This window comes from Nonomuraea sp. NPDC047529 (assembly GCF_040642995.1).
GTDB lineage: Bacteria > Actinomycetota > Actinomycetes > Streptosporangiales > Streptosporangiaceae > Nonomuraea.
Map to the genome: position 1 here is coordinate 146,014 of NZ_JBEYTJ010000016.1, position 20,359 is coordinate 166,372.

At 71.7% G+C, this 20,359-nt stretch carries 20 protein-coding genes; 10 read left to right on the forward strand and 10 right to left on the reverse strand.

Going from position 1 to position 20,359, the window contains the following annotated elements:
- Nucleotides 1-33 precede the first annotated feature (33 nt).
- The 3 genes from ABZ815_RS25335 to ABZ815_RS25345 all read left to right on the forward strand — a co-directional run bounded on the left by ABZ815_RS25335 (nucleotide 34) and on the right by ABZ815_RS25345 (nucleotide 4,270).
- Complete coding sequence (locus ABZ815_RS25335; protein ID WP_357701917.1) at nucleotides 34-534, forward strand: hypothetical protein; 501 nt, start codon at nucleotides 34-36, stop codon at nucleotides 532-534.
- A 113-nt stretch (nucleotides 535-647) separates the two neighbouring features.
- On the forward strand, nucleotides 648-3,233 hold the full coding sequence (locus ABZ815_RS25340; RefSeq protein ID WP_357701920.1) for a BTAD domain-containing putative transcriptional regulator: 2,586 nt from the start codon (nucleotides 648-650) through the stop codon (nucleotides 3,231-3,233).
- Between the two features lie 173 nt (nucleotides 3,234-3,406).
- Nucleotides 3,407-4,270, forward strand: a complete 864-nt coding sequence (locus ABZ815_RS25345) for a lipase family protein (protein ID WP_357701922.1) — start codon at nucleotides 3,407-3,409, stop codon at nucleotides 4,268-4,270.
- A gap of 56 nt (nucleotides 4,271-4,326) precedes the next feature.
- Here the strand turns inward: ABZ815_RS25345 and ABZ815_RS25350 are convergent, their stop codons facing one another.
- Both ABZ815_RS25350 and ABZ815_RS25355 read right to left on the reverse strand, forming a co-directional pair.
- Nucleotides 4,327-5,019, reverse strand: a complete 693-nt coding sequence (locus ABZ815_RS25350) for a DUF4386 domain-containing protein (protein ID WP_357701924.1) — start codon at nucleotides 5,017-5,019, stop codon at nucleotides 4,327-4,329.
- Between the two features lie 39 nt (nucleotides 5,020-5,058).
- Nucleotides 5,059-5,406, reverse strand: coding sequence for a nitroreductase family deazaflavin-dependent oxidoreductase (locus ABZ815_RS25355; protein WP_357701926.1), 348 nt, complete (start codon nucleotides 5,404-5,406; stop codon nucleotides 5,059-5,061).
- Nucleotides 5,407-5,588: 182 nt separating this feature from the next.
- Here ABZ815_RS25355 and ABZ815_RS25360 point away from each other — a divergent pair, with 182 nt between their 5' ends.
- Nucleotides 5,589-6,251, forward strand: a complete 663-nt coding sequence (locus ABZ815_RS25360; protein ID WP_357701928.1) for a TetR/AcrR family transcriptional regulator — start codon at nucleotides 5,589-5,591, stop codon at nucleotides 6,249-6,251.
- 97 nt (nucleotides 6,252-6,348) lie between these two features.
- On the opposite strand, the gene ABZ815_RS25365 is transcribed toward ABZ815_RS25360, so the two are convergent.
- Genes ABZ815_RS25365 through ABZ815_RS25375 form a run of 3 tightly spaced genes read right to left on the reverse strand, consistent with a single transcriptional unit; the run spans nucleotide 6,349 to nucleotide 9,699 of the window.
- Nucleotides 6,349-7,194 (reverse strand): alpha/beta hydrolase, encoded by an 846-nt coding sequence (locus ABZ815_RS25365; protein ID WP_357701930.1) that lies wholly within the window; start codon nucleotides 7,192-7,194, stop codon nucleotides 6,349-6,351.
- Nucleotides 7,194-8,126 (reverse strand): VOC family protein, encoded by a 933-nt coding sequence (locus ABZ815_RS25370; protein ID WP_357701932.1) that lies wholly within the window; start codon nucleotides 8,124-8,126, stop codon nucleotides 7,194-7,196. The genes ABZ815_RS25365 and ABZ815_RS25370 overlap by 1 nt, the downstream gene beginning before the upstream one ends.
- Before the next feature lie 28 nt (nucleotides 8,127-8,154).
- Complete coding sequence (locus ABZ815_RS25375; protein WP_357701934.1) at nucleotides 8,155-9,699, reverse strand: bifunctional 3-(3-hydroxy-phenyl)propionate/3-hydroxycinnamic acid hydroxylase; 1,545 nt, start codon at nucleotides 9,697-9,699, stop codon at nucleotides 8,155-8,157.
- Between the two features lie 185 nt (nucleotides 9,700-9,884).
- Between ABZ815_RS25375 and ABZ815_RS25380 the strand changes: the two genes are divergently transcribed.
- Nucleotides 9,885-10,535: a TetR/AcrR family transcriptional regulator gene (locus ABZ815_RS25380; RefSeq protein WP_357701937.1), complete on the forward strand. Its 651-nt coding sequence runs from the start codon at nucleotides 9,885-9,887 to the stop codon at nucleotides 10,533-10,535.
- Between the two features lie 28 nt (nucleotides 10,536-10,563).
- Here ABZ815_RS25380 and dmpG read toward each other — a convergent pair whose 3' ends face one another.
- The 3 genes from dmpG to ABZ815_RS25395 are packed head-to-tail and all read right to left on the reverse strand — an operon-like array spanning nucleotide 10,564 to nucleotide 13,354.
- On the reverse strand, nucleotides 10,564-11,589 hold the full coding sequence (gene dmpG, locus ABZ815_RS25385) for a 4-hydroxy-2-oxovalerate aldolase (RefSeq protein WP_357701939.1): 1,026 nt from the start codon (nucleotides 11,587-11,589) through the stop codon (nucleotides 10,564-10,566).
- On the reverse strand, nucleotides 11,589-12,533 hold the full coding sequence (locus ABZ815_RS25390) for an acetaldehyde dehydrogenase (acetylating) (protein WP_357701942.1): 945 nt from the start codon (nucleotides 12,531-12,533) through the stop codon (nucleotides 11,589-11,591). Before ABZ815_RS25390 ends, dmpG begins: the two co-directional genes overlap by 1 nt.
- On the reverse strand, nucleotides 12,530-13,354 hold the full coding sequence (locus ABZ815_RS25395) for a fumarylacetoacetate hydrolase family protein (RefSeq protein WP_357701944.1): 825 nt from the start codon (nucleotides 13,352-13,354) through the stop codon (nucleotides 12,530-12,532). The genes ABZ815_RS25390 and ABZ815_RS25395 overlap by 4 nt, the downstream gene beginning before the upstream one ends.
- 68 nt (nucleotides 13,355-13,422) lie before the next feature.
- Between ABZ815_RS25395 and ABZ815_RS25400 the strand changes: the two genes are divergently transcribed.
- On the forward strand, nucleotides 13,423-14,184 hold the full coding sequence (locus tag ABZ815_RS25400) for an IclR family transcriptional regulator (protein ID WP_357701946.1): 762 nt from the start codon (nucleotides 13,423-13,425) through the stop codon (nucleotides 14,182-14,184).
- 45 nt (nucleotides 14,185-14,229) lie between these two features.
- Here the strand turns inward: ABZ815_RS25400 and ABZ815_RS25405 are convergent, their stop codons facing one another.
- A complete protein-coding gene (locus ABZ815_RS25405) occupies nucleotides 14,230-14,994 on the reverse strand; it encodes an IclR family transcriptional regulator (protein WP_357701949.1) in 765 nt (254 codons plus the stop codon).
- Between the two features lie 78 nt (nucleotides 14,995-15,072).
- Between ABZ815_RS25405 and ABZ815_RS25410 the strand changes: the two genes are divergently transcribed.
- Genes ABZ815_RS25410 through ABZ815_RS25425 form a run of 4 tightly spaced genes read left to right on the forward strand, consistent with a single transcriptional unit; the run spans nucleotide 15,073 to nucleotide 18,975 of the window.
- A complete protein-coding gene (locus ABZ815_RS25410; RefSeq protein ID WP_357701951.1) occupies nucleotides 15,073-16,227 on the forward strand; it encodes a cupin domain-containing protein in 1,155 nt (384 codons plus the stop codon).
- Nucleotides 16,224-17,057 (forward strand): fumarylacetoacetate hydrolase family protein, encoded by an 834-nt coding sequence (locus tag ABZ815_RS25415; RefSeq protein ID WP_357701953.1) that lies wholly within the window; start codon nucleotides 16,224-16,226, stop codon nucleotides 17,055-17,057. Before ABZ815_RS25410 ends, ABZ815_RS25415 begins: the two co-directional genes overlap by 4 nt.
- Nucleotides 17,057-17,704 carry a maleylpyruvate isomerase family mycothiol-dependent enzyme gene (locus ABZ815_RS25420; protein WP_357701955.1) on the forward strand — a complete coding sequence of 216 codons (648 nt, stop codon included), beginning with the start codon at nucleotides 17,057-17,059 and terminating at the stop codon, nucleotides 17,702-17,704. The genes ABZ815_RS25415 and ABZ815_RS25420 overlap by 1 nt, the downstream gene beginning before the upstream one ends.
- On the forward strand, nucleotides 17,695-18,975 hold the full coding sequence (locus tag ABZ815_RS25425) for an FAD-dependent monooxygenase (protein ID WP_357701958.1): 1,281 nt from the start codon (nucleotides 17,695-17,697) through the stop codon (nucleotides 18,973-18,975). Before ABZ815_RS25420 ends, ABZ815_RS25425 begins: the two co-directional genes overlap by 10 nt.
- Nucleotides 18,976-19,058: 83 nt before the next feature.
- Here ABZ815_RS25425 and ABZ815_RS25430 read toward each other — a convergent pair whose 3' ends face one another.
- A complete protein-coding gene (locus ABZ815_RS25430; protein WP_357701960.1) occupies nucleotides 19,059-20,348 on the reverse strand; it encodes a vanadium-dependent haloperoxidase in 1,290 nt (429 codons plus the stop codon).
- Between the last annotated feature and the right edge of the window lie 11 nt (nucleotides 20,349-20,359).

Below are 20,359 nucleotides of genomic sequence, written 5' to 3' on the forward strand. Positions count from 1 at the left end.
GGCCGCGGTAGGCACAACACAAGGAGAAAACCGATGCGCTTGACGCGTCTGGCGGCGGCCGCCGTGACCCTTACCGCCGCTCTGTCGACGACCGGCCCCGCCTGGGCCTCGGAGGCGAGCACGTCGCAGCTCGCCGGCTGCTCCAGCGTCCGGGACGGGTGGAGCAACGGCAACGTCTTCGCCTTCACCCAGCCCAACTGCGGCGGGACCATGCTCGGCTACGCGGGGGGCAACGATTCCAACTGGGACGCGGCCGGCGGGGGCTTCGTCAATGCCGCCAACAGGGCCGTGTCCGTCCTCAACGACGGCGCCACCGATTCCAGCGGACTCACCGTGGTCGCGTTCTACGACAAGATCAACTATGACTACGTGTACGGCTACCGCTGCCTCGACAGGGGTGACTGGGTCCCCGACCTGTCGGGGCTGGTCTACTACCGGGCGGACCACCTCACGCCCGCCCTGGTGAAGAACACGATCTCGTCCCACCTGTGGGTGACGCGCGGTCAGTGCGCCGACGCGTCCATGATGGGCTGAGAGCTCGACCCGCGAGAGCCGGGACGTGCCGGGGCCGTTCCGGCTCTCTTCTTGATCACGCATCAGCTGTTTCCGACATACTTCGTGGAATGGACTTCGGGGTGCTTGGCCCAGTGACGGTTCAGGGCCGTCCGATGGCGTCGGGCAAGCAGATGATCTTATTGGCGTCGTTGCTGTGTCACGCCAACGAGGCGGTTACGGGCGACGCCCTGACGGACGCGGCGTGGCCGCTCGCGCCGCCGTCGCCGAGCACCTTCCGCTGGCACCTGCATCGCCTGCGTGGCGTCGTCGGAGAACGGCTGCTCCGCAGGGGCGACAGCCACCTGCTGGCGGTGGAGGACGGCGAACTGGACGTCGCCCGTTTCGAGGAGCTGGTACGGCGCGCAGCAGCCGAGCCGCCCGAGCGCGCGTTGCCGCTGCTGGACAGCGCCATGGCCCTGTGGCGGGGCGAGCCCTACGAGGGGCTGCTCGATTTGGCGGTCGTCCGGGCGGAGGCCGCCCGGCTGGCGGAAGCCCGGCTGCTGGCCGTCGAGGCACGCGCACGTGTGCTGATGGAGCTCGGGCGCCCGGCCGAATGCGTGAGCGACCTGGCCGCCGCCGTGTCCGCCCATCCGCTGCGCGAATCGCTCGTCGAGTTACGGCTGCGGGCCCTGGCCGCCACCGGACGCCGTGGAGAGGCCCTTCGCATGTTCGACCGGACGCGCCGGCGCCTGCGGGACGAACTCGGCGTCGACCCCTCCGGCCCGCTGCGCCGCCTGCATGAGGACCTGCTCCACCACGATCCCGCGCCCCGGCTCCTGCCACCGGACATCCACGCCTTCACCGGCCGTACGGCGGAGCTGGCCGTCCTGGACGGCCTCCTGGACCGCCCCTGCGGCGTCGCCGTGATCAGCGGGGTCGGCGGAGTGGGCAAATCCGGGCTCGCCCTGCATTGGGCGCATCGCTCCCGTGACCGGTTCCCCGACGGGCAGCTCTACGCCAATCTCGGCGAGGACACCCCCGTCGAGGTGCTGAGCCGGTTCCTGCATGCCCTCGGAGCCGCGGTCGTCCCCGTCGAGCAGCACGCTCAGATCGCGCTCTATCGTCAGATGCTCGCGCACCGGAGGGTGCTGGTCATCCTCGACAACGCGCCGGACTCCGCTCGGGCGAGACCGCTGCTGCCCGGCGCGCCCGGGTGCGTGACGGTGGTCACCGGGCGGAGCAGGTTCGAAAGCCTGGTGGCCGACGTGGGCGCCCTGCCGGTGCGGCTTGAGGAGATGCCTCTCGCCGACGCGGCGCTGCTGCTGTCCCGGATCGCCCGCATCGAGGTGTCCAAGGCGGCGCCGCTGGCCGAGCTGTGCGCCCAGCTCCCGCTGGCTCTGCGGGTGGCCGGAGCCAGGCTGCTGACCAGGCCGGGCTGGGGCGTCGAGACCCTGGCCGCCCGGCTGGCCGGTGAGCGTCGATTGAACGAGTTGCGCGCCGGTGAGCTGGACGTGCGGGCCACGCTGGAGGCCGGGTACGACGATTTGCCACCCGCCGAACGCACCCTGTTCGAACGGCTGGGGCTGCTGCGGGTGCCCACCTTCACCGCCTGGATGGGCGCCGCCCTTCTCGACGTGCCCGTGGCCGTCGCCGGTGACCTCCTGGAACGGCTGGCAGAGCGCCAGCTCCTGCAGCCGGACGGGTTCGACGGCGCCGGCCAGGAGCGTTATCGGTGCCATGACCTGATCCGGCTGCTGGCTCGTGAGCGCGCCGGAACCGGATCCGCGCAGGACACGATCGTGCGGCGATTCCTGTCCTGTCTGCTCTGGCTGTCACGGGAGGCGTACCTGCGCGAATACCGGGGCAGGTTCCGCCTCATCGAGAGCGACAGCCCGCTGTGGCAACCCAGCGGTGAGGTGGTGCCGGCCGACCCGATGTCCTGGATGGCCGCCGAGCGCGCCACCTTGTCGGCCGGCGTCCGCCAGGCCGCCGACCTCGGCCAGGCGAATCTCAGCTGGGGCCTGGCGCTGGCCGCCGTGCGGTTGTACGAGATCCACGGCCACCTCCTCGACTGGGTGCAGAGCTCGCAGGTGGCGTTGCGGTCCTGCCTGGACAACGGCGACGACCGTGGCGCGGCGGTGATGACCATGTCGCTCGGGACGGTCGCGGTGTTCCAGAAGCACCACGCCCAAGGGGTCACCCTGCTGACCCAGGCGCTGCCGTCGCTGGACGACGACGCCTTCCGGGCGCTGACACTCAGCAACCTCGCCATCGCCGAGCTGGCCCTGGGGCAGACCGAGGACGCGATCACCCACCTCACGGCAGCCGCAGAGCTGGCCCGCGCGGCGGGCGACGAGGTCATCGAGGCCGTCGCCCTCGCGCGCCTGGCCTTCCACCACGACGATCCGCGCCCGCTCCTGGACCGGGCCGGTGACCTCGCCGCAGGTCATCGGCGGGTGTCGCTGATGGTCCTGCTCTGCGATCTCCGCGTTACGCTGCGAACCCGCTGCCACACGCACGCGGACGTGCTGTCGAACCGCCTTCTGGCCGAGGTCCGGCTCTACGGTGATCGGGTGCTGGAACGGGAGGCACTGTGCCTGCGCGCCGACAGCCTCACAGCGCTGGGCCGTGCCGGTGAGGCCGCCGACTGCCTGCGCCGCGCCCACGAACTGGCCCTCGCCCAGCACGTCCTCCCCGAGGCCCGGCGGATCGCAGGACTCCTGGCAGGAGCGGGGTGAGGTCAGCCGACAGTGCACTTGAGGCTGTGCGGAACTTCTCGCCGTCGAGGGGGCCGCCGGTGCCGCAGCGTGACGGCCTCGGCGAGACGATCGCTTACCTGCCGGACGGCGACTCTTGGTCAACCGGCGGGTACGCCCGGTGGCGACAGTCCGGGACGCCTGGGGGAGCACTCATGACCACGATCACCTTCGACCACACAGCCACCGGCTACACCCTGGCCCAGGCCCGCCGCCTGGCCCACGCCGCCGCCCTGGCCTACAAGGACGAGCCCGAGGTCCGGGCCACCGTCAACAGCTGGGGCTTCGACCGCGTCAGGAGCTTCCGCGTGCCGCACGCCGCGCCGTTCCCGTTGGAGGACACCCAGGCGTATGTCGCCGCCGGCGACCACATGATCATCGTCGCCTTCCGCGGCACCCAGCCCGAGGAACTGCGCGACTGGCTCTCGGACGCCGACACCCTGCTCACCCCGTACACCGCCGCCGACGGCAACATCCACGCCGGCTTCTACCGCGCCCTGGACGTCGTGCACCCCGCCCTGCTGCGGACCCTGGAGGAATGGCACACCCCCGGCCACTCCCTCTGGTTCACCGGGCACAGCCTCGGCGGCGCGCTGGCCATGCTCGCCGCCGCCCGTACCCACTTCGAAGACCCCACGCTGCTGGCCGACGGCGTCTACACCTACGGCCAGCCCCGCACCTGCTGCCCCAAGCTCGCCGCCGCCTACGACCAGGCCTTCCGCGGCCGCACCTTCCGCTTCGTGAACAACAACGACATCGTCGCCCAGCTCCCGCCCGCCCCGCTGTTCGGCCACGTCGACGAAGAACGCTACTTCGACGCCCACGGCAAGCTGCACGACAAGATGCCCCCGGTGGCGGGCCTGCTCGACCGGCTCGGCGGCGCCACCGCCGACCTGCTGGCCCCGGGCACCGACGGCATCCGCGACCACTTCATCAACGCCTACCTGACCAGGTTCGACGCCGCGGACCGGGAGGCGGCCTCAGGCCGGAAGCGCAAGACTCCCCTGCTGTCGGATTGAGCCCGTCAGCAGGGGAGTGGCTCGTGACGTACGCCAGGCGCCACCGAGCCTGCGGGTCAGCCGTGCCGGTGGGCCGTGGTCGATGTGCTCGCAGCGAGGCCTTCGGCCAGCAGCCACAGGGCGAAGACGACGGTCTGCAGGCCCAGTGGCGCGTTCATGGCCAGGTAGAGCGGAGTGACCACGTCGGTCAGGCCGAGCAGCACCAAGAAGCTCGCCGACATGGCCAGGGCGATTCCCAGGAATCCCCACCCGGACAACCATCGAGGGACGGATCTCGACCGCCACAGAATGCGGAACAACAGGAGATCTCCGAGGCCCAGCGAGATGATCAATGCGACGTGGTTGACCAGGTCGCGTGCCGTCCGAAGCAACTCGTCCAGGAGCTCAAGGTCGGCCGCGTCCGAGGCGGCGGCCCGGGTGAACGCATGGCCCAGCACGAGGAACAAAGGCAGGATGATCACGCCCAAGAAGTGGAACGTCGCTGCGATCAGCCTGAACCCCAGGAAGCCCAGACTGAGCGTTTCGTTCTCCGCTCTCAACGCCGGATAAAGGCAGAGCGCGAACCCGACATAGGCGGGGATCATGATGGCCTGGGCGACCGCGCCGACGACGACCTGGCTCTCGTGCTCGGAAATGAGAGCGAGATGGCGTGGCTCCTCGATGACGGGAACGATGCTCAGCGCTCCGGCGATCATGCCGACGATGACCAGTGTTCCCGCAATCGCGGTTGCCCGCCTGTTTGTGTGCACGATGTTCGTCCTGTGATGTCGTGGTGACGCCGGCCGGGGTCAGCCTGTGGGCAGGTCCATGCGGAGGAACTCGGTGATGCGGAACAGCTTCGGTGGGCGTGCCACCTCGTCGGGAAGGGCCCGGAACGCCTCCTCCTTCCCGACGAGGCGTGGGGCGGTGAGTTCCACCTCTCGCCCGTCGACCCGGAGCCGCGCGCCTCTGGCCGCCAGGACATTCCGCACCCAGTCGGCGCGCGATCCGTACACCAGGACGAACAGGTAGCCGCCCTCGACGGGATGCGCATCGAGCGGCGTGCGGTACGTGGCGCCGGACGTGCGACCGACGTGAATCAGGACGGGCCATTTCCCGCCGGCTATCGCGCGGGGGTTGAAGACCCTTTTGTTCACCTGCCCCCACCACCTCGGCATCGGCATCGAAATCCCCTTTCCGGTGGACGCGAACCCAGACAGCCTTACGCCAGTAAGGCTGCTTACGGGTGTAAGGTTGGCTTACGCTCGTAAGGCTGTCAACCCGCTCACACTCCGGAGCCGTCGTGCCGCCACCACCGCAACCGCTCAGCAGAGGCCTCGTGCTGGAAGCCGCGATCCGGGTCGCGGATCGCGGCGGCGTGGAGGCGATCACGATGCGCCGGGTGGCACAGGAACTGGGCGTGGAGGCGATGTCGCTCTACCACCACGTGCCGAACAAGGACGCCATCCTCGACGGCGTGGTCGACACGGTGTTCGCGGCGATCGAGCTGCCCGCGGCCGAACGCGGCGATTGGCGCGATGCGATCCGTACGCGTGCCTTCTCCGCACGCGCGGTCCTGTCGCAGCACAGCTGGGCTCTCGGGCTCATGGACTCCCGGCGCGATCCGGGACCGGCGACGCTGCGCCATCACGACGCCGTCCTGGGCGTCCTGCGGGAGGTGGGGTTCACGCTGGCGATGGCCGCGCACGCCGTCTCGCTCGTCGACAGCTACGTCTACGGGTTCGTCCTGCAGGAGGCGAGCCTGCCGGTGACGACGCCGGACGATGTCGAGGAAGTGGCCGGCGGCATCCTGCGGCGGCTGCCGGCGGAGGAGCTGCCGTACCTCGCCGAGATGATCCGCGACCACGCCCTGCGTCCGGGCTACGACTACACCGGCGAGTTCGGCTACGGCCTCGACCTGATCCTGGACGCCCTCGAAGCCCGGAGGGCCCCTCACCCGGGTGCACGCGACACGGCGTGCGCGGAAGGATCCACGATGTGAGACCCGGGGGGCGGCGGTCGAGGGCTTCGGAGCGGCCGGTGCCGCGGAGCACGGTGGGATCCGTCCTCCGCGGCCCTGCGGACCTGGGGCCCTTCGGTCAGTTGTTGGCGATGAAGTCGGCGACCAGCCGGTTGAACTCGTCGGCGTGCTCGATCATCGCCCAGTGCCCGCAGCGGTTGAGCAGCACCAGCCGGCTGTTCGGGATGTTGGCCAGCAGGTACAGCGAGGTCTCGAACGACACGACGCGGTCGTCGCGGCCGTGGATGAGCAGGGTCGGCACCTGGATCGAGGGCAGCAGGTCGGGCTTGACCCACTTCGGCAGCGGGGCGCCCTTCGGCAGGCCGTCCACGTAGTTGCGCAGATGGTCGGGGCGGGCGAGGGCGGCGTCCGAGCGCGCCTGGCACAGTTCGGGGGTGGCGAACCGGGCCTTGTCGTAGACCATGATCTCGACGAGCCGGCGCATGTTCTCCGGGCTCGCGTCCCGGTAGGCCTCGATCAGCACCTTCAGGCCCTCGGACGGGCCGTCGCCGGCGCCGAAGAGCGTGGGGATCCGGCCGACCGGCGGGCCCATGGTGATCAGGTGCGAGATGCGATCGGGGTGCTCGGTGGCCAGCCGCAGCGAGGTCTGCCCGCCCATCGAGTTGCCGACGAACGCGGCCTTGTCGATGCCGAGGGCGTCCAGGAACTGGATCGCCGCCTCCACGTGGTCGAGCCGGTCGACGGTCGCCGGGTCCGACTCGCCCCAGCCGGGCATGTCGACGGCGTACACGTGGAAGTGCTCGGCCAGCGCCTCGATGTTGCCGGCGAAGTTGCTCCAGCCCGTCGCTCCCGGTCCGCTGCCGTGCAGCAGCACGACCGGATGGCCGGAGCCGGCCTCGTAGTAGCGCAGCTCCCAGTCGGCGGTGCGGACGGTGCGCGCGATGTCCTTGGCGTCGAGTGCCATCAGTGGTCCTCCCCGTTCGGTGTGGGCGCGTCGGCCAGCAGCCCGGCGACGACGCCCGGGGGACGGTGGCCCCAGCTGTGCAGCTTGTCGAGCGTCTTCACCTCCCACGTCTCGTCGTCGATGATCAGCCCGCCCCAGCCGTACTCGACGCTGAAGCCCGAGGGGGTGAAGACGTAGAAGCTGAACATGTGGTCGTTCGGGTGCATCCCGAGGGTCATCTCGAACGGCTGCCCGGCGTCCATGCAGCGGTCGTAGGCCAGGCCGACGTCGCGGATGTCGGTCACCTCGACCATGAAGTGGTGGCTCTTCTTCGGCGAGGGCAGCTCGCCGAAGGCCACGGTGTGGTGGCGGCCGTTGCAGTGCAGGAAGATCAGGTCGGCGACCACGCCGGGGGCCAGCTCCTCGACGATGATGTCGCTGATCTTGAAGCCGAGCAGGTCGATGTAGAAGTGCAGGTAGGTCTCGCGCGCGACGCCGTGCGCCAGGAGGACCTGGTGGCCCGCGCCGCCGGCGCCCGTCACGAACCCGCCGAGCAGCTTCGCCGACTCGAACGGCGTGGCGGCGTCGGCCAGCCCGGTGACCAGCTCGACCCGGTTGCCCATGGGGTCGGCGGTGACGAGGACGCGCTCCACCTTGCGGGCCGCGGCCAGGGCGTCGTCGCCCTCGGTGACCTCGACGCCGGCCGCGCGCAGCTTCTCGACCAGCGCGTCGAGCGCGGCGGCGTCGGAGACCTCGTAGCCGGTGGCCACCAGGTCGTCGGCGGGGCCGCCGGTGACGATCCAGCGGTGGGCCTTCTCGTCGGTGCGCAGGGTGAACCCGCCGTCGATCTTCTCCCCGACCTGCATCCCCAGCAGCTCGACGGCGAAGTGCTCCCAGTCGGCCAGGTCGCCGACCTCGTAGACGACGTAACCGAGTTCCTTGACTCCGGACATGTCTTCCTCTCCTTCTCAGGTGGACGATTCAGGCGGGTACGGCCAGGCCGCTGACGTCGGCCGCGGCGACGAACTTGTCGGGACGGACCGCCACGGCGCGGACGCCGTACCTGCGCAGCCACGGCAGCAGGACCTCGTCGAGGTCGACCAGCTCGTCCGGGCCCTGCGTGTAGGCGGTCTTCGGCCGTACGGCGAGGTAGCGCGCGCCGAGCGCGTCCCAGCCGGCCTTCTCCTGCGCCGTCAGCAGCGTCGCGGGGTCGACGTCGTCGCCGAGCAGCACGAACCCGTCGCCGAGCAGGTCGTCCAGCCGCGCCATCCGGCCGGTGGTGTCACCGGCGACCGGCTGGGGGACCATGCGGCCGACGATGCTGGCGTCGCCCAGCGGTCCCCTGATCCATCCGCCCGCCAGCACCGGCGGCGCGGTGAGCGGCGGCTCGTACGGGGTGACCGTGTCCTGCGGGACCGCGTTCATCGCGGCCTGCTCCTCCTCCGACAGCTCCTGTTTGATGACCCGTCCGAGCTGGACCGCGAGCCCGGTGTAGAAGGCGGTGTTCGGACGCCGTTCGGCCTCGTAGGTGTCCAGCCAGCTGTCGGGCAGCTCGCCCTTGAGCACGCGAGCGAGCTTCCAGCCCAGGTTGTGGGCGTCGCGCATGCCGGACTGCATGCCGGCGCCGGCCCACGGCGGCATCAGGTGGGCCGCGTCCCCGGCCAGGAACACCCGGCCCGTGCGCCAGGTGTCGCACATCCGGACGTGGTGCTTGTAGAAGGCGTGCCGGTGGATCTCGACGTCGTCCTCGGTGACGCCCAGGGCCTTCAGCAGCGGCCAGACCTCGGCGCTGGTCGGGTAGTTCGCGGGGGTCTCGTCCGGCTTGAGGGGGATCTCCCAGCGGTGGTTGCCGGCGGACAGTGCGATGTCGACGACCGGCCGCTCCTTGTCGGACCAGAAGGTCAGGAAGTCGCGGTCGGGCCACCAGCGCTTGACGCGGCAGTCGATGACGACCCAGGTGACGTCGTTGGTGTCGCCCACCAGGCGGCAGCCCAGCTCGCCGCGGGTCGTGCTGCCGCCGCCGTCGGCGGCGATCGCGTAGCGGGCGCGGGTGGTGCGCGTGCGGCCGGTCGCGGTGTCGGTCGAGGTGACGGTGACGCCGTCGGCGTCCTGGGCGACGCCGGTGACCTCGGTGCCGTAGTGGACGGTGATGCGGTCGCCGTGGTCCTGCGCGGCCGCGCGCAGCTCGGTCTCCATGGTCGGCTGGTAGATGTTGTAGAAGCGCGCCTTGCGGCCCAGGGTCGGGGGCGGATGCTCGATCCGCATGATCTCCCGGCCGTCGTAGGTGACCCAGCGCAGGGCCCGCTGGGGATCGATCTTCTTCTCGATCCGCTCGTCGATGCCGAGGTCCTGGAAGATCCGCATCGTCCAGTCGTTGACGGTCACGGCCCGTGCCCGGGGGTAGATGTCCGTGTCACGTTCCAGGGCGACGGCGGACACGCCGTACCTGGCCAGGGTGAGGGCGGCGATCACGCCGGTCGGGCCGTACCCGATGATCGCGACGTCCGCGTCGTAGCTGTCGGTCATGCGCTGACTCCGTTCTCGGCCGCACATGCTCGATGCGGCACTTTTGGACCAAACGTTCGGTCCAATTGTGAGGAGACTAACAACGACCTGCGGCAACGTGTCAAGAGGTGGCCCGAACGACTTCTGATCCGGCCCTGACCGGCGGATGGACGAGCCTCCCTCCCGGGGTCCCTAGACTTCGGCAGGTGGAGAAGAGCACGCAGGTGGCGCAGGCCGGAAACAGCCGCGGCCGCCGGTCCCGGCAGGAGATCCTCGACGCGGCCGCCCGGGTGATGTCCGTACGCGGCTACGCCGGCACGTCGATCTCGACGCTCGTCAAGGAGACGGGCCTGCCCAAGAGCGCCTTCTACCACCACTTCGAGTCCAAGGCGGGGCTGCTGTCGGCCGTCATGGCCCAGGGGGCGCAGGGCTTCTTCGGCGCCATGCGCGACGCCCACCGCGACCCGCCGCCCGGCGGCACCCCCCGCGAGCGGCTGGGCTGGTACCTGCGCAGGACCGGCGAGGTCTTCGTGCACCGGGAGGAGTTCCTGCGCCTGCTGCTCGTGCTGGTGATGAGCAACGAGGCCGCCGAGGCGCCGGAGGCGACGCAGACCGTGATCGAGGTCCGCGAAGAGGGCCGCGACCTCATGCGGCACATGATCTGGTCGTCGTTCGCCGGGGAGGGGGAGGACGCCGCGAACGCGGTCGCGGACGCCCTCGCCCACTTCGGCATGGCCGGCTTCGACGGCGCGTTCGTCTCCCTCCAGTCCGGGGACGGCAAGCCGATCGCGGAGTTCATGGAGCAACTCGCCGACGCCATCGTGGCGATGGGCCAGGCACTGCTGCCCGGCCGCTGAGGTCTCCCCGGGCGGCCGGGCGCGAGCGTCAGGCGGACCGCTGGTCGCGCTCGGCGACGAGCGTGAGGGCGATGTCGACGATCATGTCCTCCTGCCCGCCGACCAGCCGGCGGCGACCGCACTCCATGAGGATGTCGCGGACGTCCACGCCGTACCGCGCGGCGGCCGACTCGGCGTGGCGGAGGAAGGACGAGTAGACGCCGGCGTACCCCAGCGTGAGGGTCTCCCGGTCGACCCGCACCGGACGGTCCTGCAACGGGCGGACGATGTCGTCGGCGGCGTCCTGGAGCTGGAACAGGTCGCACCGGTGCTCGAAGTCCGACAGGTCCGCGACCGCGATGAACGCCTCCAGCGGGCAGTTCCCCGCCCCGGCGCCGTGACCGGCCAGTGAGGCGTCCACCCGGCGCACGCCGTTCTCGACCGCGACGACGGAGTTGGCGACCGACAGCGAGAGGTTCTCGTGGGCGTGGATGCCGATCTCCGTCCCCGGGTCGAGGACGTCGCGGTACGCCCGCACCCGCGCGGCCACGTCGTTCATGGTGAGCCGGCCGCCGGAGTCGGTGACGTAGACACAGTGGGCGCCGTACGACTCCATGAGTTTGGCCTGCCGGGCCAGCTCCTCCGGCGGGGCCATGTGGGAGAGCATCAGGAAGCCGGACACGTCCATGCCGATCTCGCGCGCCGCGGCGATGTGCTGGGCGGAGATGTCGGCCTCGGTGCAGTGCGTGGCCACCCGGACGGATCGCACGCCGAGCTCGTGGGCGCGCTTCAGCTCGTGGACGGTGCCCACCCCGGGCAGCAGCAGCGTGGTGAGGCGGGCGTTGACCAGCACCGACGCCGCCGCCTCGATCCACTCCCAGTCCGTGTGCGAGCCGGGGCCGTAGTTGAGCGAGCCGCCGGCCAGGCCGTCGCCGTGCGCGACCTCGATCGCGTCGACGCCTGCCCGGTCGAGCGCCGTGACGATGCGCTTGACGTCCTCCAGGCCGATCCGGTGGCGGACGGCGTGCATGCCGTCGCGAAGCGTGACGTCCTGGACGAAGATCGGGGTGCCCATCAGAGGTCCGCCTTCCCTGCCGCGATGCGTTCCGCGACCCGCAGGGCGGCGGAGGTCATGATGTCGAGGTTGCCGGCGTAGGCCGGAAGGTAGTGCGCGGCCCCCTCGACTTCGAGGAAGACCGACACCTGGTGGGTGGGCCGCGCGGCCCCGGCGGCCAGGAGCGTCCCGACCGGCTGGTCGGCGGGGATCTCGGTGATCTGCACCTGCTGCTTGAGCCGGTAGCCGGGCACGTAGGCGGCCACGTCGGCGACCATCTTCTCCACCGACCGGCCGATCTCCTCGCGCGCGGCCGGGTCCGGCGCGGCGACGAGGCACAGGACCGTGTCCCGCATGATCAGCGGCGGGTCGGCGGGGTTGAGGATGATGATCGCCTTGCCGCGGCGCGCCCCGCCGATCTGCTCGATGGCGGCCGAGGTGGTCTCGGTGAACTCGTCGATGTTGGCCCGGGTGCCCGGACCGGCCGACTTCGACGCGATGGACGCGACGATCTCGGCGTACTCGACGGGCGCCATCCGGTTGACGGCGGCGACGATCGGGATCGTGGCCTGACCGCCGCAGGTGACCATGTTCACGTTCGGCGCGTCGAGGTGCTCGTCGAGGTTGACGGCGGGGACGACGTAGGGGCCGATCGCCGCCGGGGTCAGGTCGATCAGCCGCTTCCCGAACGGGGTCAGCCGGGCGGCGTTCACCTCGTGCGCCTTGGCCGAGGTCGCGTCGAAGACGATCTCGATCTCCTCGAAGCCCGGCAGCGCGATCAGCCCGTCCACGCCCTCGTGGGTCGTCGGGACGCCGAGCCGGGCGGCGCGGGCCAGGCCGTCCGAGGCGGCGTCGATGCCGACCATGGCCCCCATCTCCAGATGGCGGGCCCCGCGCAGAACCTTGATCATCAGGTCGGTGCCGATGTTGCCCGAGCCGATGATCGCGACCTTCGTCCTGCTCATGATGCTGCTCCTTCGGTGAAGCCGGCCGTCACCGTGCCGAGGCCGGACAGGGTGGCGGTGACGGTGTCGCCGGCGGTGACCGGCCGCATGGGGCCGAGCGCGCCGGACAGGACGACCTGCCCGGCGCGCAGCGGCTCGCCGAGGTCGCGGGCGGTGCGCGCCAGCCACACGACCGCCTCGATCGGGTCGCCCAGACAGGCCGCGCCGGTGCCGGTGGAGACCTCCTGGCCGCCGATGCTCATGGACATCACGACGTCCACCGGCTCGAACTCCTCCAGGGTGCGGCGCTCGGTCCCGAGCACGTAGGCGCCCGCGGAGGCGTTGTCGGCGACCGTGTCGCCGAAGGAGATGTCCCATCCGGCGATCCGGCTGCCGCAGATCTCCAGCGCGGCGACGCCGTACACGACGGCGTCGCGGACCTGCCGGGCGTCGAGGGGGCCGTCGGCCAGGTCGGAGCCGAGCACGAACGCGATCTCCGCCTCCGCCCTCGGCTGGAGGACCCGTCCGGCCGGGATCACGGCGCCGTCGGCGTAGGCCATGTCCTCGAACAGGACGCCGAAGTCCGGCTGGTCGACGCCGAGCTGCCGTTGCACCGCCTCGGACGTCAGGCCGATCTTGCGGCCGGTGATCCTGGCGCCGGCGGCGAGGCGGGCCGCGGTGAGCGCGGCCTGCACGGCGTACGCGGCGGCCAGGTCGTCACGGCCGATCAGATCCCGCACGGGAGCGCACGGCACGCCAGACGCGGCCGCCCGCGTGAGCCGCCCGGCCGCGGCGGCTATGTCGGACGGCCCGGCGGCTGCCGCTCCGATGGTTTCGTTCATACCCCCACTGTGCAGGCAGGACGGCACCGCAACCAGCACATCGTCTCGCTCAGCGATACGCTGTGCGGGTGACGGAAAGGGCGGATCTCGACACCGTGCTGGGCAAGGCGGTGACGATCCTGCGCGCCTTCCGGCCCGAGGACCGGGTCGTCGGGCTCGCCGAGCTGGTGCGGCGTACCGGCCTGCACAAGGCGACCGTCCACCGGCTGGCCGGAGACCTGGTCGCCAACCGGCTGCTCGACCGCGCCGACGGCGGCTACCGGCTCAGTGGCGGCCTGTTCGAGCTCGGCATGCTCGCCTCGCTGGAGCGCAGCCTGCTCGAACTGGCGATGCCGTTCCTCCAGGACCTCTACGAACGCACCCACGAGACCGTCCACCTCGGGGTGCGGGAAGGCCACGACGTCGTCTACGTGGCCAAGATCGGCGGCCACCGCCAGGCCAGGGCCCCCTCGCGCACCGGCGGCCGGATGCCGCTCCACTGCACCGCGATCGGCAAGGCGCTGCTCGCCTACGCCGACCCCGGCCTGCGGCGCGACGTGCTGACCGGCCCGCTCGAACGACGTACCCCGCACACCGTCGTCGCGCCGAGCATCCTGCGCGGCCAGTTGCGGCGCGTCGCGGAGACCGGCGTCGCGTTCGAGGCGGAGGAGTCGGCCGTCGGGCTGCTGTGCGTCGCCGCGCCGGTGCTGGGCCGCGGCGACGAGCCGCTGGCCGCGATCAGCGTGGCCGGGCCGACCGGCAGGTTCCGGCCCGAGGGCCACGCCACCGCGGTACGCGCGGCGGCGGCCGCGCTCGCCAGCACCCTCAGCCGCCGCGACCTCCTCCGGTGACCCGGCGGACCCTGCGGTGACCCGGCGCCCCGAAAGCGCACGGGCTCAGAGGGCGTGGGTGATCGAGTCCGCGGCCGCCGTGAGCGCGGCGACGAGCGGCTTGATCTGCTTGGGGGAGTAGCGGACGCTGGGCATCGAGACCGACAGCGCCGCCCAGGTCGCGCCGTCGCGGCCCTTCACCGGGCATCCGACGGCGACCACCCCCCGCTCGGTGCGTTCGAGGTTGAGCGCGACCCCGCTGCGCCGCACGGACCGCAGGTCGCGCCGCAGCCGCACAAGATCCGGCAGCTCCTCGGCCGGATCGCCGCGATCGTCGGCGGCGTAGAGGAGCTCCAGCTCCTCGTCCGACAGCGCCGCCAGCGTCACCAGGCCGCCGGTGGCCTGGTGGGCCGGGAAGACCATCCCCTCGCGGCTGCCCACCCGCAGCGCCTGCCCGCACTCGACCGAGGCGATGAAGCGCACGTTGCGGCCGGTGCGGATGCTGAGGTTCACCGTCTCGTCGATGCGGTCCACCAGCGCCCGCATCGCCCCCAGGGCCGCCGCGCGCAGCGCGCCGACGTCGGACCGGGCGCGCTCGGCCAGAGCCAGGACGGGGCCCACCCGGTAGCTGCGGTCTTCGTTCTGCACCGCGAAATCGCGGTACACCAGCGCGGTCAGCAGCCGGTGGGCCGTCGAGCGGGCCACGCCCAGGCGCTCGGCCGCGGCCGAGACCGTCACCACGCCGTCGAGCTGGAGGATCTGCGCGAGCTGGAGGGCATGGTCGACGCTGCTCGGCGCGTAGGCGGGCGGGGTCTTCATGGGCTTCGCCATGGGACCGATCCTCGCACAAGATTCCGTCCTGCAGAATCCTCTTTTCCGGATCCGTCATCTCCACGGATAGTCGGGGCCATGCCCCATGTGAACGCAGGCAGGTCGCCGGTCAGGCTCGCCGCTGTGGACCGGCCGGACCAGCCCTCCCTCAGCCCCGACCTGGAGGACCTCTACCGAGGCTTCGAAGAGGCGCTGCTCGTCCCGTTGTGGACCGAGATCGGCGACCTGATGCCGCCGCACCCGCGCTCCAGCGCGCAGCCGCACCGGTGGGACTGGAACACGCTGCTCGGCCTCGCCGGCCGCGCCGGGGAACTGGTCCCGGTCGGCCGCGGCGGCGAGCGCCGGGCGATCGCGCTGGCCAACCCGAGCCTGGGCGGCAAGCCCTACGCGACGCCGACCCTGTGGGCCGCGATCCAGTACCTGATGCCGGGCGAGAACGCCCCCGAGCACCGGCACACCCAGAACGCCTTCCGCTTCGTCGTCGAGGGCGAGGGGGTGTGGACGGTGGTCGAGCGCGACCCGGTGCCGATGCGCAGGGGCGACTTCCTGCCCCAGCCCGGCCTGCACTGGCACGCCCACCACAACGCGGCCGACACCCCGATGGCCTGGATCGACGGTCTCGACATCCCCTTCCAGTACGGCGTCGAGGCGCAGTTCTTCGACTTCGGCCGGGACACCCTCAGCGAGGAGGAGCACGCCACCCCCGACCGCTCCCGCTCGCAACGCCTGTGGGGACACCCCGGCCTGGCGCCGGTCTCGCAGCGGCGACGGCACGAGGGCACGCCCCTGCTCTGCTACCGCTGGACCGACACCGACGCCGCGCTGGCCGACCAGCTCGCGCTGGAGCGGGAGGGACACCCCGGCACGATCGAATCCGGCCACGCCCTGGTCCGCTACACCGACCCGACGACCGCGGGCGACGTGCTCCCGACGATCCGGGCGCAGTTCCACCGGATCGTGCCGGGCGTGGAGACCGCGCCGTACCGGGAGACCGGCTCGTCGGTCTACCAGGTCTTCGACGGGTCCGGCCGGGTCACCGTCGGCGACGTGTCCTGGCAGGTCACCCGCGGGGACCTCTTCGTCGTGCCGTCCTGGCAGCCGCTGTCGATCCGCTCGGAGGCGTCGGGCTCCGACTCCGACTCCGGCGCGCTCGACCTGTTCCAGTTCAGCGACGCCCCGATCTTCACCAAACTCAACCTGTTCCGCAGCCACACCGAGGAGGGCGGCCGATGAAGCTCGCCACCGTCCGTCTGGACGACCACCGCACCGCCGCCGTCCGCGTCGAGGGAGACCAGCTCGTCGAGGTGGGCCTGCCCGACGTCGGCGCGGTGCTGGCCGCGCCCGGCGGTCTCCACGCCGCCGCGACCGCCGACGGCCCCCGGCACGCGCTGGACGGAGCCGACCTCGCCCCGGTCGTGCCGCGGCCGAGCAAGGTCGTCTGCGTCGGGCTGAACTACCAGAACCACATCAAGGAGATGGGCCGCGACCTGCCCGAGTACCCGACGCTCTTCTCCAAGTTCGCCGACACCCTCATCGGCGCCACGGACGAGATCCGGCGTCCGGCCGAGACCGGGCAGTTCGACTGGGAGGCCGAGCTCGCCGTCGTCATCGGCCGGCAGACGCGCCGCGCGGACGAGGAGCAGGCGGTCGCCGCGATCGCCGGGTTCACCGTGCTCAACGACATCACCTGCCGGGACTGGCAGTTCCGGACCCGGGAATGGCTGCAGGGCAAGAACTGGGACTCCACCACCCCGCTCGGCCCGTTCCTCGTCACCGCGGACGAGACCGGCCCGCGTCCGGCGCTCGACATCCGATGCGAGGTCGACGGCCAGGTGATGCAGTCGGACAACACCGGCGACCTGCTCTTCGACCCGGTCGCCCTGGTCCGCTACGTCTCGACGATCGTCCGGCTCAACCCGGGCGACGTGATCGCGACCGGCACGCCGGGCGGCGTCGGCCACGCGCGCAAGCCTCCGGTCTTCCTGAAGGGCGGCGAGGTCGTCGTGACCGAGATCGAGTCGCTGGGCAGGCTGGAGAACCGCGTCGTGCGAGAGGGCGACTGATGCCGCGCGACCTGGCCGCCACGCTCGCCTGGGCCGACGCCGGGACCGCGCTGTGCGCCTCGGCGATCGCCGGCCTGTCGGAGGAGGAGTACGGCGCCGCGTCGGCTCTGCCGGGCTGGACGCGCAGGCACGTCGTGGCCCACCTGGCGGCGAACGCCGAGGCGATCGGCAACCTGGTCCGGTGGGCGCGCACCGGCGAGGAGAGCCCGATGTACGCCTCGCCGCAGGAGCGCGCCGCCGGGATCGAACGAGGCGCCCTGCTCGGCGCCGGCGAGCTGACCCGGTGGTTCACCGAGTCCGCCGCGACCCTGGCCGCCGCGATGGCGGCACTGCCCGAGCAGGCGTGGCGGGCCGAGGTGGTGACCGCCCAGGGGCGGACCGTGCCGGCGAGCGAGACCCCGTGGATGCGCGCCCGGGAGGTCATGGTGCACGCGGTGGACCTCGCGACCGGGCTCACCTTCGCCGACCTGCCCGGCGACTTCCTGCGGGAGCTGCGGGACGACATCCGCGCCAAGCGGGGCCACGACGCCGTGCCCGACGTCCGGGGATCGCTGGCCGACGTGACCGCCTACCTGGCCGGACGCCCGGCGAGCGGCGTGACCGCCGCCGACGGCGGCCCCCCACCGACCCTGCCTCCATGGCTGTGACGAAAGAGGACCCCATGGACAGCTTCCCCTCCACCCGCGCCGACGTGATCGTCGTCGGGGGCGGCATCGGCGGCCTGTCCGCCGCGCTCGCCCTGGTCCGCCAGGGGCTGCGGGTCAGGGTGTACGAGGCGGCCTCCGCGTTCGGCGAGGTCGGCGCGGGACTCCAGCTCGCCCCGAACTGCACCCGCATCCTGGACCGTTTCGGGCTGCTGGAGGAGGCGGCCGCCCTCGGCGTGCTGCCCGAGACCATGGTCATGAAGGACGCCGTGGACGCCGGCGAGCTGACCCGGCTCGACCTCCGCGACGTCGAACGCCGCTACGGCTACCCGTACCTGGTGATGCACCGCAGCGACCTGCACGGCATCCTGCTGCGCGCCTGCGAACGCGCGGGCGTCGAGCTGCTCACCGACGCCCGCTGCACGTGGTACGGCAACCTCGACGGCGGCGCCCGCGTGCGCTTCGCCGACGGCCGCGCGGACGAGGCGGACGTGGTGATCGCCGCCGACGGGCTGCACTCGGTCGCCCGCGAACTGCTGGTTCAGGACGAGCCGGTGAGCTCCGGGTACGTCGCCTACCGCTGCGCCGTGCCGTACGAGCAGGTGGCCGGCAACGACGTCCACGACAAGGACGTCGTGGTGTACATCGGCCCGCGCTGCCACTTCGTGCAGTACCCCCTGCGGGGCGCGCGGACGTTCAACCAGGTCGCGGTGTTCGAGTCGCCCAAGGCGCTGGCCGGCGAGGACGACTGGGGAACCCCCGACGAGCTGGACGCGGCGTTCGCGGGCACCTGCGACCAGGTCCAGAAGGGGTTGCCGCTGATGTGGCGCGACCGCTGGTGGCGGATGTTCGACCGCGACCCGATCATGACCTGGGTCACCGGCCGCATCGCGCTGCTCGGTGACGCCGCGCACCCGCCCCTGCAGTACATGGCACAGGGCGCGATCATGGCGATCGAGGACGGCTGGGTGCTCGGCGAGCACGTCGCCGCCCAGCGCGCCGAGGGCGGCCCGGACGTGGACTGGGACCGGACGCTCGCCGCCTACCAGGCGGTACGGCCCGAGCACTGCCGCCGCGTGGTGACCACCGCGCGGGCGTGGGGCGCCTTGTGGCACCTCGACGGCCTTGCCAGGCTGCAGCGCAACGCCCTGCTGCGGGACCGCGACGTCCTCGACTACTCGTTCGTCGACTGGATCTTCGGTCCGACGGCGTTGACCCCCGAGGACGAGCCGCAGATGTTCCGCCCGATCCCGCTCGACACCGCCGTTCTGTGACCGCCGCCCGGTGACCGACCGTCGTGCGGGAGGTCGATGACCCGGGCGGCTGTCTCAGTGCAAATCGGGTCGCTTGCCCGGTCTCACCGTTTCGGCCGGAAGTAGTGCCTGACCATGTAGGCGGTGACCTGGGCGCCGATCCTGGCGCCCTGCACGTCCGCCGTACGGGTGTGGATGCCGCCCCAGATGCGGGCCTCGACGACCTCGGCCAGGGCGTGGGAGAAGCCGCGGAAGTTCCTGGTCGTGCCCGAATCGGCGCTGTGGCCGCTGAAGGGGATGTCGTCCCTGCCGAAGAAGGCGGTCAGCGCCGACATGCTGGCCGCCGTGAAGCAGGTGTGCCCGGAGGTGTAGTCGGGGTGCGGCGGGGTGACGAGCAGCGGCGTCCAGTCCGGGTCGGCCACGGTGGCGGGGTTGCCGTCGGTGTCGGCCAGGCGGATCGCGGTGATCGGCCGCCAGAAGGCCCACGCCGCCTTCTCGTTGTAACAGGCGGTCGTGGCGTCGGCCTCGGACAGGTCGACCATCGCGAACATCCGGGCCGCCTGAAGGGTGTTCAGCCGCCGCGTCGTGGCGAGCTGGCGTTTGATCTCCCATTCGGCCAGGCGCCGGTCGTGCCAGTAGATCGCGGCCTCCGTCTGGTCCTGCGTCCTGACCGTGCTGCCGGCCGCGCCGATCCGCTTGAGCTCGTTGAAGTCCCTGGCGTAGCGGGCGCTGGTGAGCGCGGGCGGGCCCGACGTGCGGAACATGGACGCGCTGGGGATGAGGAACGGCTTGAGTTCGCCGACCCAGGCCCCGTCCGAGGCGTTCGTGGGCGGCGTCGGCCGCCACCGGCCGGGCTCGGTGCCGGTGGGCCAGGTCTGGTCGCCGAACGCCCCGTCGTTCTCCCTGGCGGCGATCATCGCGGCCGCCGCCTGGTCGCCCACGGCGATGCCGCGTCGTTTCGCGCGGCCGTCGGCAATCGTGGCCAGGTATTCGTCGTACTGGGTCGTCAGTCGTGCCTGCTGGGCCGGGAAGAGCTTGTTCAGCACGCGGAAGGCGGCGGTGGCGACGGCGGCCTCCGCCGACTCCCCGCCGTCGGCCCGGGGAGCGGTCAGGTACGGCTGGTAAGGGGTGCCGGCGATCGCGTTCACCGCGTCGTAGACGGCTCCGTGGACCATGGCGAAGCTGCGGGCCTGGACCTGCGGTTGCTGGCCGGCGACGTCCCAGATGGCGGTCTGGGCGTTGCGGTCCCAGACGATGACGGCGTTCGGCGGCGGTTGCGTGACCGACGCGTACGCGGTTGATGAGCCCGTTCCCGCCGGGATGCCGGCGGCGATGACGAGGACGGCCAGCCATCGTACGATGACCGGCCGTCGCCTACCACGTGATTGAGGCATTCGAGCAAATT

What these genes read in the sequence shown, in the direction of transcription:
- ABZ815_RS25335 (WP_357701917.1), top strand. Translation starts at nt 34, where the DNA reads ATGCGCTTGACGCGTCTGGCGGCGGCCGCCGTGACCCTTACCGCCGCT.
- ABZ815_RS25345 (WP_357701922.1), top strand. Translation starts at nt 3,407, where the DNA reads ATGACCACGATCACCTTCGACCACACAGCCACCGGCTACACCCTGGCC.
- ABZ815_RS25365 (WP_357701930.1), bottom strand. Translation starts at nt 7,194, where the DNA reads ATGGCACTCGACGCCAAGGACATCGCGCGCACCGTCCGCACCGCCGAC.
- ABZ815_RS25370 (WP_357701932.1), bottom strand. Translation starts at nt 8,126, where the DNA reads ATGTCCGGAGTCAAGGAACTCGGTTACGTCGTCTACGAGGTCGGCGAC.
- ABZ815_RS25375 (WP_357701934.1), bottom strand. Translation starts at nt 9,699, where the DNA reads ATGACCGACAGCTACGACGCGGACGTCGCGATCATCGGGTACGGCCCG.
- dmpG (WP_357701939.1), bottom strand. Translation starts at nt 11,589, where the DNA reads ATGGGCACCCCGATCTTCGTCCAGGACGTCACGCTTCGCGACGGCATG.
- ABZ815_RS25390 (WP_357701942.1), bottom strand. Translation starts at nt 12,533, where the DNA reads ATGAGCAGGACGAAGGTCGCGATCATCGGCTCGGGCAACATCGGCACC.
- ABZ815_RS25395 (WP_357701944.1), bottom strand. Translation starts at nt 13,354, where the DNA reads ATGAACGAAACCATCGGAGCGGCAGCCGCCGGGCCGTCCGACATAGCC.
- ABZ815_RS25405 (WP_357701949.1), bottom strand. Translation starts at nt 14,994, where the DNA reads ATGGCGAAGCCCATGAAGACCCCGCCCGCCTACGCGCCGAGCAGCGTC.
- ABZ815_RS25410 (WP_357701951.1), top strand. Translation starts at nt 15,073, where the DNA reads ATGCCCCATGTGAACGCAGGCAGGTCGCCGGTCAGGCTCGCCGCTGTG.
- ABZ815_RS25415 (WP_357701953.1), top strand. Translation starts at nt 16,224, where the DNA reads ATGAAGCTCGCCACCGTCCGTCTGGACGACCACCGCACCGCCGCCGTC.
- ABZ815_RS25420 (WP_357701955.1), top strand. Translation starts at nt 17,057, where the DNA reads ATGCCGCGCGACCTGGCCGCCACGCTCGCCTGGGCCGACGCCGGGACC.
- ABZ815_RS25425 (WP_357701958.1), top strand. Translation starts at nt 17,695, where the DNA reads ATGGCTGTGACGAAAGAGGACCCCATGGACAGCTTCCCCTCCACCCGC.
- ABZ815_RS25430 (WP_357701960.1), bottom strand. Translation starts at nt 20,348, where the DNA reads ATGCCTCAATCACGTGGTAGGCGACGGCCGGTCATCGTACGATGGCTG.